This window comes from Microbacterium esteraromaticum, from assembly GCF_028747645.1.
In the GTDB taxonomy this organism is placed as follows: Bacteria; Actinomycetota; Actinomycetes; order Actinomycetales; family Microbacteriaceae; genus Microbacterium; species Microbacterium esteraromaticum_C.
Genome location: NZ_CP118100.1, coordinates 732,077 through 745,636, shown reverse-complemented (window position 1 = coordinate 745,636; position 13,560 = coordinate 732,077). Strand labels below are relative to the sequence as shown.

Below are 13,560 nucleotides of genomic sequence, written 5' to 3'. Positions count from 1 at the left end.
CGAAGCGCCCCAGATCAACGACTGCTGGTGGCGCTACGCCTGGTGCGTCCTCGCACGGCGGTCACGAGCATGAATGCCAGCATGGCGACGCCGCTCGAGCCGGAGACGATCAAGGGCGTCAGGTCGCTGAATCCCGCGGCCAGGCTGAGAATTGTGCCGGCAAGCCAGGCGGCGATCGGAATTCCGAGCTCGTGGCTGCGCACGGCGAGCATGACGCAAACGATGAGCGCGCTCACCGTGGCCAGTACCGCGCCGGCTGTGCCGAGCGGAACGAGTGCTTCAGAGAGCTGGCGGTGGAGCATCAGACTGTTCATGGGTTCTCCGTGGTGCGGGCAAGTGCGCGGTCGGCGGCTGCTGACACAATCCACCAGGCGCGATGAAGCGGGATGCCACTGATGGCGACATCCCGCTTCTCGGGTTGAGTGCCCGCCGCATGAGGACGGGACGCATGGGAGAGGCCTGCTAGGGATTGGGGCCTCCGCGTCCCGCCGCAACTGCACGACAGGCACCTCTATAGAAGACGCACCACACAGCGGATCATTACGCGGCTTCCGAAGAGGTTTGCTGAAGCAGTAGAGCTGCAGAGCTCCGTCGTCAGGCATTCACCCCGTGTTTGTGGTCGCGTGTCGAACGCGCGGTAGCTTCTCGGCATGCAGACGAGAATGTCCCCTCCGCACGAGGCTCAGAGACCGTTTCCGACCGATGCAGTCGGCGTGCACCGGCGCACGATCGTGAAGGGAACCGCCTGGTCGGTGCCAGCGTTGGCCGCCGCGGTGGCGGTGCCGCAGTCTGCTGCTTCGGCGGTCGCGACGGGTTGCATCGACATGACGAACGCAACGTTCGAGTACGCGACGTCTCCGGTCACGACACCATATGCGACGACCACTCATCCGAGTGGTCGGCCGCTCTATGAGTTCCTCGATGGGCAGACATACGAGATCACGAGCTCGATCACCATCACCTACACGGGCGATCTGCCCGCGTTGGTGGACGACCTTTCCTTCGACGTCGGCGGTACGAACTGGTTCATCTGGCACCTCGCCGGCTCGCCCACCGTGACGTCGTCGCGGGGCAACATCACGCTGGAGTCGTTCACGGAGTACTCGGTGGCAGACCCCTCCCTGCGTCGTGGGCAGACGCTGATCGACCCCACCTTCACGGGGGGCGACCCCTATGTGCAGCCGGGCGATGTGATCACGGTCACCTGGAATATGACTGCACAAGGCGCCACCGGCTCATTCGGGTCAGCAGGCTCTGGCTACGCATACCCCTATGGTGCGCTGTTGAGTTGCAACCGCTGGACCCCCAATGGCCCCGACGCCAGCGGCACACCGGCCTTCTACCAGTACGTCATTTCCTGACGTATCACAACGGGCTTCAGCGTCCGCTTCATAGACTGCCCTGGCGGCAGGGCAGGATGGGAGCATGACCGACGCTGAACGCTCCTCCCCCGCCCGGTGGCGACGCATCACCGGCAGTGCCTGGTTCCACCTCGCGCTGGCGTTCGTGGTGGTGGGCGCGTTGCTGTCGTTCGTTGCAAAACCGTACTGGGTGCCGTCGGGGTCGATGGAGCAGACCCTGCTCGTCGGCGACCGCGTGCTCGTCAATCGACTCGCGTACGTCGGCAACGCACACCCGAGCACCGGCGAGATCATCGTCTTCGACGCCGACGAGAGCTGGGGTGCCGAGGCCCACCTCGACGAGGGTCCCGTCAAGAGCGCGCTGCGCTGGCTGGGCGAGGTGAGCGGATTCGGCCCGTCGGGTCCGCACACCCTCGTCAAGCGCGTGGTCGCCGGTCCGGGTCAGACCGTCGCATGCTGCACCGCAGAGGGCGCAGTGATCGTCGACGGCGAGCCGCTGGACGAACCGTACGTGTTCGACGATCTCGCCTTCGAACCCGGCGTGCTCGACTGCACGACCACACCGGCGTCCCCCCGTTGCCTGCCCGAGGTCACCGTTCCCGAGGGACGCTACCTCGTGCTCGGCGACCACCGCTCGCTGTCTGCCGACAGCGCCCAGCACTGTCGCAGAGACGCGGACAACGACAGCGGATGCTGGCTGTGGGCCCGCGACGAAGACATCGTCGGCCGAGCGAGCGCTATTCTGTGGCCGGCGTCGCGGTGGGGTGGCCTGTAAGAGTCAGCGATCGGATGCCCGCGACCGGCGCCGGCATCTCCAACGGCGCCGCACCCGGTGTGATCGTGCCGAGGATGCGCGGCTGCGGCGCCCCGGTTCCGCCCGGTACGACCGCGGCGACGCCGTTCATCGTGCACCAGCCGATCACGGCGAACAGAATCGCCTCTTTGGCATCCGCCGGCAGACCCAGAGCGTCCGACAGCACGACCTCGGTCTCGGGCAGCGCTGCGCGCAATCCGTCCATGATCAGCGGGTTGTGGCATCCGCCGCCCGACACCGCGAGGTAGTCGATCCCCACGGCACGCACGTCCTGAGCCACCGTGCGCACCGTGAGCTCAGTGAGCGTACGCACCACGTCTGCCACCGGGATGGGGCGCTGCTGCGCAGCCAGATGCTGCCGCACATAGTCGAGATGGAAGTGCTCCTTACCCGTGCTCTTCGGCGGTGTCAGTGCGTAGTACGGGTCGTCGAGCATCGCGGCGAGCAGCGACTCATCGATGCGGCCGGAGCGGGCGATGCGCGCGTCATCGTCGTAGCCGAGATCGTTGAGCTCTTCGGCGACGATCATCGCATCGATCAGGGCATTGGCGGGGCCGATGTCGTAGGCGCTCAGAGCGGTCGGGCCCACCACGGTCATGTTCGCGATGCCGCCAAGGTTGAGAGCTGCAGACGTGCCCGCGCGCGAGCGCAGCAGCAGATCATCGAGGAACGAGACCAGCGGCGCGCCGTGACCTCCGGCGGTGATGTCGCGCACGCGCACATCCGAGACGACGGGGGCACCGACCCGCTCGGCGATCCAGGCGGGCTGCCCGATCTGCAGCGTGCCGAGCGCGTGCGCGCCCTGCACCCAGTGGTAGACGGTCTGCCCGTGCGAGCACACGGCATCCACCCCACCCGCACTGTCGGCCACCTGAGCGGCGACCTCGGCGAATGCCTGCCCGATGAGCGTGTCGAGCTCGCACACCTCGGCCAAGGTCGTCGATGCGGGGGGCAGCGCGTCGATCAAGCGTGCACGCAACGGCGCGTCGTACGGCACACTCGCAGACGCGATGACCGTGCCGCGCAGATCGACCCTGCCCGTGGCATCCGCACCACTCACCACGAGATCGACGACAGCCGCGTCGATGCCATCGTGTGAGGTGCCCGAGAGCAGTCCCAGAACGCGCATGTCTCTTCTTCCCGTCCGTTCATCCTCTTGGAGGCGCCCGAAGCACCGCGGACGCGAGCGCCCCGCTCACGCAAACAGGATGTGGCAATGCTCCTAACAAACGGTATCAGCGGAGTCGTCAGGCATCCCAACTCCGCGCGGCCGCGTAATGAAGACGTGCCTGTGGCGTCTCTGATTACATGCGCATCTCTGACGAACACGTTGTGCTTGACGCCGTGACGTCGCTGGGCGGATCGGTGCGGCGCCGCGCGCTTGACGCCGCCATCGCTAGCGAGTTGCAGCGTGGCCAACGACTCGGCTCACATCTTCGACGCCACCAGTGGGATCTGTTGAACACACTGGTTGAACGCGAACTGCAGCAGCCCGAGCCAACCACCACGGAGTCGCTGTTGATCGCCGCTGCGCTCTCGGGTCCGCTGCGCGGCGTCCGCTTCGCTCGCAGGCTCGATTGGCTGGAGGGCGCAGGCCTAGCGCGCCGAGAGCGCGGCCGCGTGTACCCTACCGTCGCGGGTGTCGCCGCCGTGCGACCGTTCGCCGCGATGTCGGGGCCGCATCAGCCGGCACTCGCCGTACTGCGTCGGCTGTGCCGCGCCGAACTCGCCGTTTCTCTTGCCGAGGGTGCGGACGCAGAAGCTCAGTCTGCTGCGTAGCCGCCCGGGTTCTGCGACTGCCAGGTCCACGAGTCGCGGCAGGCGTCGGCGAACGAGCGCTTCGCCTTCCACTTCAGGTCACGATTGGCCTTGGACGGATCGGCGACCGCGCGGGCGACGTCGCCCGGCCGCGGGGCGACGACCTGGTACGGGATGTCGCGGCCACTGGCATCAGAGAAGGCACGCACTACGTCGAACACGCTCTGTCCGATACCTGTGCCGAGGTTGTAGGTCTCGACGCCGGGACGCAGGTGGTCGAGGGCGGCGAGGTGCCCATCGGCCAGGTCCATGACGTGAATGTAGTCGCGCACGCCGGTGCCGTCGTGCGTCGGATACTGGTCACCGAAGACGGCGAGGTGCTCGCGTCGCCCGATCGCGACCTGTGCGACGAAGGGCATCAGGTTGTTCGGGATGCCCGCGGGGTCTTCGCCGATGCGTCCCGACGGATGTGCGCCGACCGGGTTGAAGTAGCGCAGCAGCACGGCCTGCAGCTCGGGACGACCGACCTGGATGTCGCGGATGATCTGCTCGTTCATCGCCTTGGTCCACCCGTACGGGTTGGTGATGCCGTGGCCGGCCGGCTGCCCCTCATCGAGGTTCTCGACGCCCTCGGCGGCGGGGGCGTACACGGTGGCCGACGAGCTGAAGACGAGCTTGTTCGCCCCGTGCTCGGCCATGATGTCGAGCAGGTTCAGCGTGGCGGTGAGGTTGGTGCGGTAGTAGCGTGCCGGCTCGGCGACCGACTCGCCGACGGCCTTCAGCCCGGCGAGGTGGATGACGGCGTCGAACGACTGCCCGCGCAGTGCCGCACGCGACGCGGAAAGATCAGCGAGGTCGCACTCGATGAGATCGATCGCACGGTCGGTGAGGTTCTCCACCCGGTCGATCGCGGCACGAGAGCTGTTCGAGTAGTCGTCGACGACGAGCACGTCGTGACCAGCCTCAAGTAGCACAAGAGCGACGTGGGATCCGATGTAGCCGGCGCCACCGGCGAGAAGAATACGCACGGGACGAGCCTACCCACCGGCATGTCGACTCGCTCTGCACAGTGCTCCACCTGGGCCGAGTCGTCCACAGTCATCGAGATTCGCGCGTTGTGCGGCCGACGCTCTCACTAGCCTTGGGTTCGCCTTCGGATCGGGTGAATCCTCAGGCACAATGGAGGTATGTACATGTCCGCCGAAACGATCACGATCCTCATTGGAATCGTATCTCTGTTGCTTGCCCTTGCCGGCGGCTTCGGCTGGATGATTCACTGCATTGACCGCATGGGCACCGAACTCAACGGGCGCATGGACCGCACGGGCGCAGAACTCAACGGGCGCATGGACCGCATGGGTGCCGAACTCAACGGGCGCATGGACCGCATGGGTGCCGAACTCAGCGGACGCATGGACCGCATGAGTGATGAGCTCGTCGAGGTGAAGATCGCGATCGCCCGCGTCGAAGGACCACAGCGACACCTGCTGACCGGCCGCTGAGCGTCAGCGCAGAAACTCGGCGAGTCGGCTCGCGCTGTCTGTGGGCACGAAGCCGGTCGCCTCGATCTTGCGGAGGTCGAGCACGCTGTTGCGCGGTCGGGGCGAGATCGGACCGGTGGCGTCGGCGTAGTACTCGTCGGTGCTGACCGGGCTCACGCGCGCCGGGTCAGCACCGACGAGGTGGTAGACGTCGCGGGCGACGTCGGCCCAGGTCTGTGGTTCGCCGCTGCTCGTGAGGTTGTACGTGCCGTGCGGCGCCGCCGTGCCGAGCAGGTGGCGGATGCCGCGGGCGATGTCGTCGGCGAAGGTGAGTCGCCCGGTCTGGTCGTTCACAACCTTGGGGTCGATGCCGCGTTCGGCCAGTGACGCCATGGTGCGCACGAAGTTGCCGCCATCGCCGATGACCCACGAGGTGCGCACGATGTAGTGCCGGGGTGCGGTGGCTGCCGCGAGGTCGCCGGCAGCCTTGCTCTGTCCGTAGACGCCGAGCGGCGCGAACGCCGCGTCTTCGTCGTACGCGCCTGCGGCGCTGCCGTCGAAGACGTAGTCGCTAGAGATGTGCACGAGGGTGAGCGCGAACTCGGTCGCGATCGCGGCGAGGCGAGCGGATGCTGCCGCATTGATCTGCCAGGCCGCTACGCGCCCCTCAGTTGTCTCGGCGTGGTCGACGGCGGTATAGGCGGCCGCGTTGATGATGGCCCCGTAGTCGCGCCACCGGCGTGCCGTACCGAGCTCGGGTTCGGTGAGGTCCAGCTGCTCACGACCGGCGTACTCGATGTGCGCGGCGTCACCGAACTCTGCACGCAGTGCCCGACCGACCTGGCCGTCGGCGCCGGTGATCAAGATCTTGCGCGGGGTGATCGGGGTGACATCCTGCAGACGCGGGTGGTTCTTGTCTTTGGGAGAGATCTCGACCTGGTCGAGCGGGATCGGCCAGTCGATCGCGGCGGTCTCATCGGCGAGGTTCAGAAAGGCGTAGTCGGTGTTCTCGGCCGACCAGTGATCGTTGACCAGGTACGTGTACGCGGTACCTGGTTCAAGGGTCTGGTAGGCGTTGCCGACTCCACGGGGAACGAAGATCGCCCGTGACGGGTCGAGCTCGGCGGTGAACACGGCACCGAAGGTGGGGCCGTCGCGCAGATCAACCCAGGCGCCGAAGATGCGACCGGTGGCGAGCGAGACGAATTTGTCCCACGGCTCGGCATGGACCCCTCGGGTGGTGCCGACCGCATCGTTGAAAGAGATGTTGTTCTGCACCGGTCCGAAATCAGGCAGCCCCGCCGCGATCATCTTCTCGCGCTGCCAGTTCTCCTTGAACCATCCGCGGGTATCGCCGTGCAGTGGCAGGTCAACCAGCACCAACCCCGGAATCGTCGTCTCAGTGATCACCATCAGCGGCCTACCCCCATCCGGTCGTTGCGCGAGCGCAGCGAGACGAAACGCATCGGCATCACTGACCCCGCTCCGCATAGAACGCCTCGGTCGCGTCTTTCGCCGGCGCCCACCACGCCTCGTTGCTGCGGTACCAGTCGATGGTCGCGGCCAATCCTGCCTCGAAGTCGCCATACTGCGGGGTCCAGCCGAGTTCGTCACGTAGCTTCGAGGCATCGATCGCGTAGCGCAGGTCGTGCCCGGCTCGGTCGGTGACGTGGTCGTACGCGTCGGGACTCTGCCCCATCTGCGTGAGGATCAGCTCGATCACCGACTTGTTGTCTTTCTCACCGTCGGCACCGATCAGGTACGTCTCGCCGATGCGCCCCCGATCAAGCACCGCCAGCACTGCCGAGGAGTGGTCGTCGGCGTGGATCCAGTCGCGTACGTTGTGTCCCGCTCCGTAGAGCTTGGGGCGGATGCCACGGATCACGTTCGTGATCTGGCGGGGGATGAACTTCTCGACGTGCTGATAGGGCCCGTAATTGTTCGAGCAGTTGCTGATCGTCGCACGCACCCCGAACGAACGCACCCACGCCCGCACCAACAAATCCGATGCCGCCTTCGTCGACGAGTACGGCGACGAAGGGTTGTACGGGGTCGTATCGGTGAACCGCTCGGGGTCATCGAGTTCGAGATCGCCATACACTTCATCGGTCGAGATGTGATGGAACCGCACGTCGTGCCGGCGCACCGCTTCGAGCAGCGTGTACGTGCCAACGACATTGGTGTCGAGGAACGGCCGAGGATTGGCCAGCGAGTTGTCGTTGTGCGACTCGGCGGCGTAATGCACGGCAGCATCCGCCCCTGCGACCAACCCGTCCACCAACGCGGCGTCCGCGATGTCGCCGTGTACGAACGCCACACGGTCGTCGGGCAGCCCCGCCAGCGACGCACGGTTTCCCGCATACGTCAGCTTGTCGAGCACCGTGACGTGGTGGTCGGTGTGCGCCACAACGTGGTGCACAAAGTTCGATCCGATGAACCCGGCACCGCCGGTCACGAGCAGTCTCAACGCTCGCCCCTTTCCAACAGCTCCAGCAGATACGTGCCGTACCCCGACTTGACCAGCTTCTCGGCGCGCTCGCGCAACTGGTCATTCGAGAGGAACCCCTGCCGCCACGCAATCTCTTCAGGCGCACCGATCTTCATGCCCGTGCGTCGCTCGATCGTGCGCACATACTCGGCAGCGTCAGTCATCTGATCGAACGTACCGGTATCAAGCCAGGCCGTTCCCCGGGGCAGCACATCGACGTTGAGCTTGCCGCGCCGCAGGTACTCGCGGTTCACGTCCGTGATCTCGTACTCGCCGCGCGCGCTGGGCTTCAGCGACCGGGCGATCTCGACCACATCGTTGTCGTAGAAGTACAGCCCTGGCACGGCGTAGTTGCTCTTGGGCGCGGCCGGCTTCTCTTCCAGCGACACTGCCCGCCCGTGCCGGTCGAATTCGACCACGCCGTACGCCTGCGGTTCGGCGACCCAGTAGGCGAACACGGCGCCGCCGTCGACGTCACGGAACCGACCCAGCTGGGCGCCCAGTCCGGGTCCGTAGAGCAGGTTGTCGCCGAGAACGAGGGCGACCGAATCATCACCGATGAAGTCAGCGCCGATCGTGAAGGCTTGTGCCAGTCCGTCGGGTGAAGGCTGCTGTGCGAACGACAGGCGGATGCCGAACTGCGAGCCGTCGCCGAGCAAGCGTTCGAAGTGCGCGGCGTCATGCGGTGTCGTGATCACCAGGATGTCGTCGATGCCGGCCAGCATCAGCGTCGACAGCGGATAGTAAACCATCGGCTTGTCGTAGACCGGTACCAGCTGTTTCGAGACCCCGAGCGTGACCGGATGCAGGCGGGTCCCAGAGCCGCCGGCGAGAATGATCCCCTTCATGCGTCCATCGTCCCATGGTCGGAGCACCGGCTTGGGCCACGCGCTTCCGGGTGCGCCGCACGTGCCCGGCTTATGCTGAGAGGATGTCTGACGAACCCGCGCCCTCGGCCGCACGCGCGATGACCCGTCGCGAGCGCAAGCGGATGCTCGAGGGCGCGGTGCCCCGCATCCTCACGGTGTGCACGGGCAACATCTGTCGGTCGGCGATCGCAGAGGTCGTGCTGCGTACGAGTCTGCGCGACCTGCCTGTTGCCATCGGGAGCGCCGGCACCGGCGCCCTGGTCGGTCACGGCATGACCCCGCAGGCGATCGATGTGGCGGTGCGCGCCGGCGCCGCGCAGAAAGACGCGCACGACCATCGGGCTCGCTATCTTGTCGAGCCGATGCTGGTGCAGGCCGATCTCGTGCTCGCCATGACCCGCGAGCACCGCGATGTGGCTCTCCAGATGACTCCGGGAAAGCGCCGTCAGGTGTTGCCTGTCCGCGAGCTTGCACGGCTCGCACTCGCTGTCGATGATGAGCGCATCCGAGCCACCGCGGCGCGCGCGGGCAGCGTACCCGCCGATCGCGTAACGGCGGTGGTGTCGATGCTCGCCGACAGCCATCTCATCTCTCCCTCCGAGGCCGACGACGTGATCGACCCGTACCGGCGCTCGGATGCGGTGTACCAGCAGTCGGCAGATGAGCTCTTGCCCGCGCTCGCTCAGGTCGAGCGCGTGATGCGTCTCGCGCTCGCCTGACGCCGCCCGGCTCAATCTGTAGGGCCGCTGTCCGGCGATGACTGATCGTCTCCTGCGCGCTCACAGGGATGGGTATACTCCGTGGTGTAGGCGCCGCCCGTCACCCGGCGGTGGGCGCCGGGGGAGCATGGCTGCTGGGGAGTTTCGCCATGCTGCTCGTCATGCATCAGGATGGGGGCTGTTTGATGTGCATGCGTGCTTCAGGTTGTTCTGCGAGTGAACCATGGTGACTCTTATGTCGTTGATTCGCGCACCGAAGGCCGAGACCTGGCTGCGGGCATACGCTCGACGGCTCACGGCTACCGACACGGTCATCGTGATCGTCGCGGTCTTCTCGGCGCAGTTGCTTCGGTTCGGGCTCGGCAGCAGCGACCTGCTTCTGGCAGACAGTTCTGTCGCAGCGAACGACGTCACCTACACCGTCGTCTCGGTGCTGGTCGTCATCGGCTGGCTGATCGCTCTGACCGTGCATTCCAGCAGGGATCACACCATCATCGGCAATGGCACGTCAGAGTACATCCGCGTCGCCGATGCGAGCCTGCGGTACTTCGGCGTCGTCGCGATCATCGCGTTCCTCTTCAAGATTCAGCTCGCCCGCGGGTACCTGCTTCTGGCGCTGCCGATCGGTGTCGCGCTGTTGCTGCTCAGCCGATGGATGTGGCGCAACTGGCTCGCTGCGCGCCGCACCGAGGGCGGTTTCGTGCGCCGCGCCGTGGTCATCGGAGCGCATGACGCCGCCGAGCATGTGGCAGAGCAGATCGTGCGCGAGACGGGTTCGGGCATCATGCTCATCGGAGCGGTGACCGATGGGGTCGGCGACGAGGAGCTCGTGCCGGGCGTCTCCCGTATCGGCGGGTTCGACGACATCACCGCACAGCTCGACGCTGTGGGGGCAGACACGGTCGTGTACGCCGGTAGCGATGCGATCTCGCCGGCACAGCTGCGCGAGCTGGGTTGGGATCTGGATGCTCGTCGAGTTGACCTGATCGTCGCTCCGAAGCTGACCGACATCGCGGGGCCGCGCATCCACGCACGCCCGGTGGCTGGCCTTCCGCTGATTCACGTCGAGTATCCGTCGTTCACGGGAATGCGGTACGCGACCAAGCGTGCCTTCGACATCCTCGGCAGCGCCGCACTGCTGACACTACTCAGCCCGATTCTTCTGCTGATCGCCGTTCTGGTGCGTAGGGACGGTCACCCGGCGCTCTTCATGCAACGGCGGGTGGGCCTTGACGGCAAAGAGTTCGCGATGATCAAGTTCCGCAGCATGACCGCTGACGCCGAGGATCGGCTGGCCAGCTTGCTGGATCAGAACGAGGGCAACGACGTGCTGTTCAAGATGAAGGACGACCCTCGCATCACCCGCATCGGCAAGACCCTGCGCCGGTACAGCCTCGACGAGCTGCCGCAGCTGTGGAATGTACTGCGTGGCGATATGTCGCTGGTCGGTCCGCGCCCGCCGCTGGCCAAAGAGGTCTCGCGCTACGGTGAATGGATGCAGCGGCGTTTTCTGGTCAAGCCCGGAATCACAGGCCTGTGGCAGGTCAGCGGTCGGAGCGACCTGTCGTGGGAAGAGAGCGTGCGCCTCGACCTCTACTACGTGGAGAACTGGTCGCTGACCACAGACTTCCTGCTGTTGTGGCGCACCGCGCGAGCGGTCGCGAAGGCCGATGGCGCGTACTGAAATGGGGTGCACCGGATGACCGGGGCAATCGTCCACGAGTGGCTCGAACGATTCGGCGGTGCTGAGAACGTCGTCGAGCGGCTGACGGGGCTGTACCCGGATGCCCGAGTGCATGCACTCTGGAATGATGCCCCCGATCGCTTTCCGGCGTCGGGCGTCTCGGAGACGTGGCTGGCGCGCACGCCGTTGCGTCGTCGCAAGGCCCTTGCGCTGCCGCTCGAGCCCGCCACTTGGCGCTTCCTGGGACAGAGCGACGCCGACTGGATCCTCTGCAGCTCGCACTTGTTCGCCCATCACGCCCGGTTCTCGGGGCCGGCGCGACATGCGCCGAAGTTCGTGTATGCGCACACGCCGGCGCGCTACATCTGGAGTCCTGAGCTGGATGCTCGCGGCCGATCGTTGCCGGTGCGGATCGCCGCGCCACCGTTGCGGTCTGTCGATCGTCGTCGAGCAGCCGAATCACACGCGATCGCAGCGAACAGTGCCGCGGTGCGGGATCGTATTCGGCAGCACTGGAGGGTGGATGCCGAGGTGATCCATCCACCCGTCGATGTCGACGCGTTCACGGGTGAGCATGCACTGGACGAACCGGACGCGGCGGTGTTGGCAGCACTGCCTTCGGAGTACCTGTTGGGGGCATCCCGTTTCGTGTCGTACAAGCGGCTCGATCTGGTGATCCGCGCCGGACGGGCAGCGGGCCTACCCGTGGTTCTTGCCGGGGATGGGCCGGAACATGACAACCTCGTTCAGCTTGCGCGTGAGCTCGGTGTCGAGATGCATCTGGTGTCGCGACCGTCGCATGCGCTGCTGGTGGCGTTGTTCCGCCGTAGTGTTGCCTTCGTGTTCCCGGCCATCGAGGACTTCGGCATCATGCCGGTCGAGGCGATGGCCACCGGAACACCGGTGATCGCGCGCGACGTGGGCGGTACGGCCGAGACGGTTCTCGATGGTGTCTCGGGCGCGCTGGTCGGTGACTTTGACGATGCGACCGTGCGTGAAGCAGTCAACCGCGTTCGTGAGCTTGATCCGGCGGCGATTGTCACGCGTGCACGCGAGTTCGACGCCGCGGTCTTCGACCGGCGGATGCGAGAGTGGCTGCCCTCGAGCTGAACGACAAGTCTTCAGCGTGCGGGGCGCTCCCCGTGCAGGCTCTCATAGATGTCGTCGACGAACTCCTGGATCGTCGCGCCGCCTCTGACTGGCCCGCCGGCGAGCATGCCGTCCACGCCGAACAGCACGGCCGACGGCGTCGACGCGTATCCCAGCGATACACCGACGAGTTGCTGGGTGTCGTGCACCGACATCATCGGCCCTGTCTCGGTGATGGGTGTGTCTTCGGGCGCAACCGTGACGATCAGTCGGATGTCCACCTCGGGCAGCAGCTCGCGCCACGCGTGTCGGCTCTCGATGGTGCTGGTGCATGCGCCGCACGTCGCGCTGACGGCCAGCATCAGTAGCGGACGTTGCTGTGAGAGCTCTCGTAGTGTCTGCGTCGATCCGTCGGCAAGGGTGACGGGTATCGCGGGGGTGATCGAGCGCACGTAGTCGAGTTCGTCGTCGGATGCCGGCTGCACGGCCCCTGCGGGAACGCCATCCTTTTTCGTGTCGGGCCACATCACAAGTGCGACGGTAAGAGCAGCCGCGACACCGAGCAGCACCGCCGCCCAGGTGTCAGCCTGCATCGCTGCCAACGGTCCGCCGATGAGGGGAAGGTGCCACGAAGTACCGACGGCGGCCGCGCCGAGCAGTGTCAGCCAGACATTGCGCGCGATGGTGACCGCGGTGATGCGCTTGGTGCTCCCGAAGCACGCGCACGATGCATCGGCTGTTGAGGCCCGCGCACGAATGACCAACACGAGGTACGTGCCCATAAGCGCGGCACCGATGGTCGCCGCGAGCAGTCCGACCCATCCCCCGGTTGTCATCAGGATGAGGCCGAGCGCGAGTTCACCCCACGGATGCAGGCGCACGATCCACTGCCGATGAAACATCTTCGGAACGCCGAGATGCTCGAACTCTTCCAGGCTCGCGGGTGCGCGCCACTTGAGAGCGCCCGAGGCGATCAGAACGGCACCCAGCAGCAACGCAGGTGCCACGAGCATCACGGTGGTCACTTGCCCATGCTAGTCGTCGGCGCCGATGATGACGCCACGCCGCACAAGGTCGTCAAGGAAGGATGTGACGTGCCCGGCGATGTCGTCCGGCCGTTGTCCCGTGGCCGCTGCGACATGAGCGGCGACCTCGGTGTCGGTGGCTCCGACCGGGTCGGTGATCGTCTGCCAGATCAACGCTGAGACCCCGTCGAGCACCATGATCGGCCCGTCGGGCAACGGAGCGATGTAGACGACGTCGTCGGCGTCGATCACGGCACATCTGTCGGCCGGAC

At 66.2% G+C, this 13,560-nt stretch carries 15 protein-coding genes; 7 read left to right on the top strand and 8 right to left on the bottom strand.

What is annotated here, in order from left to right:
• Positions 1-14: 14 nt before the first annotated feature.
• Positions 15-314, bottom strand: a complete 300-nt coding sequence (locus PTQ19_RS03375) for a hypothetical protein (RefSeq protein ID WP_274368461.1) — start codon at positions 312-314, stop codon at positions 15-17.
• A gap of 447 nt (positions 315-761) precedes the next feature.
• On the opposite strand from PTQ19_RS03375, the gene PTQ19_RS03370 reads away from it, so the two are divergent.
• On the top strand, positions 762-1,361 hold the full coding sequence (locus PTQ19_RS03370; protein WP_274368460.1) for a hypothetical protein: 600 nt from the start codon (positions 762-764) through the stop codon (positions 1,359-1,361).
• Positions 1,362-1,425: 64 nt separating this feature from the next.
• Positions 1,426-2,136, top strand: a complete 711-nt coding sequence (gene lepB / locus PTQ19_RS03365) for a signal peptidase I (protein WP_274368459.1) — start codon at positions 1,426-1,428, stop codon at positions 2,134-2,136.
• Here the strand turns inward: lepB and PTQ19_RS03360 are convergent.
• Positions 2,099-3,304 (bottom strand): anhydro-N-acetylmuramic acid kinase, encoded by a 1,206-nt coding sequence (locus PTQ19_RS03360; RefSeq protein WP_274368458.1) that lies wholly within the window; start codon positions 3,302-3,304, stop codon positions 2,099-2,101. The genes lepB and PTQ19_RS03360 overlap by 38 nt on opposite strands.
• 179 nt (positions 3,305-3,483) lie before the next feature.
• Here PTQ19_RS03360 and PTQ19_RS03355 point away from each other — a divergent pair, with 179 nt between their 5' ends.
• Positions 3,484-3,954: a hypothetical protein gene (locus PTQ19_RS03355; protein WP_274368457.1), complete on the top strand. Its 471-nt coding sequence runs from the start codon at positions 3,484-3,486 to the stop codon at positions 3,952-3,954.
• Here the strand turns inward: PTQ19_RS03355 and galE are convergent.
• Positions 3,939-4,961, bottom strand: a complete 1,023-nt coding sequence (gene galE / locus PTQ19_RS03350; protein WP_274368456.1) for a UDP-glucose 4-epimerase GalE — start codon at positions 4,959-4,961, stop codon at positions 3,939-3,941. The genes PTQ19_RS03355 and galE overlap by 16 nt on opposite strands.
• Positions 4,962-5,120: 159 nt before the next feature.
• On the opposite strand from galE, the gene PTQ19_RS03345 reads away from it, so the two are divergent.
• Positions 5,121-5,435 carry a response regulator gene (locus PTQ19_RS03345; protein WP_274368455.1) on the top strand — a complete coding sequence of 105 codons (315 nt, stop codon included), beginning with the start codon at positions 5,121-5,123 and terminating at the stop codon, positions 5,433-5,435.
• 3 nt (positions 5,436-5,438) lie between these two features.
• Here PTQ19_RS03345 and PTQ19_RS03340 read toward each other — a convergent pair whose 3' ends face one another.
• From PTQ19_RS03340 to rfbA, 3 genes are read right to left on the bottom strand one after another with little or no spacing between them, the layout of a single operon-like run.
• Complete coding sequence (locus tag PTQ19_RS03340) at positions 5,439-6,827, bottom strand: bifunctional dTDP-4-dehydrorhamnose 3,5-epimerase family protein/NAD(P)-dependent oxidoreductase (RefSeq protein WP_274368454.1); 1,389 nt, start codon at positions 6,825-6,827, stop codon at positions 5,439-5,441.
• Positions 6,828-6,885: 58 nt separating this feature from the next.
• Entirely contained in the window at positions 6,886-7,881 is a 996-nt protein-coding gene (gene rfbB / locus PTQ19_RS03335) for a dTDP-glucose 4,6-dehydratase (RefSeq protein ID WP_274368453.1), read from the bottom strand.
• Entirely contained in the window at positions 7,878-8,750 is an 873-nt protein-coding gene (gene rfbA / locus PTQ19_RS03330) for a glucose-1-phosphate thymidylyltransferase RfbA (RefSeq protein ID WP_274368452.1), read from the bottom strand. Before rfbA ends, rfbB begins: the two co-directional genes overlap by 4 nt.
• 83 nt (positions 8,751-8,833) lie before the next feature.
• Between rfbA and PTQ19_RS03325 the strand changes: the two genes are divergently transcribed.
• The 3 genes from PTQ19_RS03325 to PTQ19_RS03315 all read left to right on the top strand — a co-directional run bounded on the left by PTQ19_RS03325 (position 8,834) and on the right by PTQ19_RS03315 (position 12,284).
• Entirely contained in the window at positions 8,834-9,490 is a 657-nt protein-coding gene (locus PTQ19_RS03325) for a low molecular weight phosphatase family protein (protein ID WP_274368451.1), read from the top strand.
• A 223-nt stretch (positions 9,491-9,713) separates the two neighbouring features.
• Entirely contained in the window at positions 9,714-11,174 is a 1,461-nt protein-coding gene (locus tag PTQ19_RS03320) for a sugar transferase (protein ID WP_274368450.1), read from the top strand.
• 15 nt (positions 11,175-11,189) lie between these two features.
• Positions 11,190-12,284 carry a glycosyltransferase gene (locus PTQ19_RS03315; protein WP_274368449.1) on the top strand — a complete coding sequence of 365 codons (1,095 nt, stop codon included), beginning with the start codon at positions 11,190-11,192 and terminating at the stop codon, positions 12,282-12,284.
• An 11-nt stretch (positions 12,285-12,295) separates the two neighbouring features.
• On the opposite strand, the gene PTQ19_RS03310 is transcribed toward PTQ19_RS03315, so the two are convergent.
• Together PTQ19_RS03310 and PTQ19_RS03305 are read right to left on the bottom strand one after the other, a co-directional pair.
• The gene (locus PTQ19_RS03310) at positions 12,296-13,288 is read right to left on the bottom strand and encodes a MauE/DoxX family redox-associated membrane protein (protein ID WP_274368448.1); all 993 of its coding nucleotides are present in this window, start codon (positions 13,286-13,288) and stop codon (positions 12,296-12,298) included.
• Between the two features lie 9 nt (positions 13,289-13,297).
• Positions 13,298-13,540 (bottom strand): PqqD family protein, encoded by a 243-nt coding sequence (locus tag PTQ19_RS03305; protein ID WP_274368447.1) that lies wholly within the window; start codon positions 13,538-13,540, stop codon positions 13,298-13,300.
• Positions 13,541-13,560: the final 20 nt, after the last annotated feature.

Bases quoted from the DNA above. Each gene is read 5' to 3' on its own strand.
- PTQ19_RS03375 (WP_274368461.1), bottom strand. From the start codon at position 314: ATGAACAGTCTGATGCTCCACCGCCAGCTCTCTGAAGCACTCGTTCCG.
- lepB (WP_274368459.1), top strand. From the start codon at position 1,426: ATGACCGACGCTGAACGCTCCTCCCCCGCCCGGTGGCGACGCATCACC.
- PTQ19_RS03360 (WP_274368458.1), bottom strand. From the start codon at position 3,304: ATGCGCGTTCTGGGACTGCTCTCGGGCACCTCACACGATGGCATCGAC.
- PTQ19_RS03355 (WP_274368457.1), top strand. From the start codon at position 3,484: ATGCGCATCTCTGACGAACACGTTGTGCTTGACGCCGTGACGTCGCTG.
- PTQ19_RS03345 (WP_274368455.1), top strand. From the start codon at position 5,121: ATGTACATGTCCGCCGAAACGATCACGATCCTCATTGGAATCGTATCT.
- PTQ19_RS03340 (WP_274368454.1), bottom strand. From the start codon at position 6,827: ATGGTGATCACTGAGACGACGATTCCGGGGTTGGTGCTGGTTGACCTG.
- rfbA (WP_274368452.1), bottom strand. From the start codon at position 8,750: ATGAAGGGGATCATTCTCGCCGGCGGCTCTGGGACCCGCCTGCATCCG.
- PTQ19_RS03325 (WP_274368451.1), top strand. From the start codon at position 8,834: ATGTCTGACGAACCCGCGCCCTCGGCCGCACGCGCGATGACCCGTCGC.
- PTQ19_RS03320 (WP_274368450.1), top strand. From the start codon at position 9,714: ATGGTGACTCTTATGTCGTTGATTCGCGCACCGAAGGCCGAGACCTGG.
- PTQ19_RS03315 (WP_274368449.1), top strand. From the start codon at position 11,190: ATGACCGGGGCAATCGTCCACGAGTGGCTCGAACGATTCGGCGGTGCT.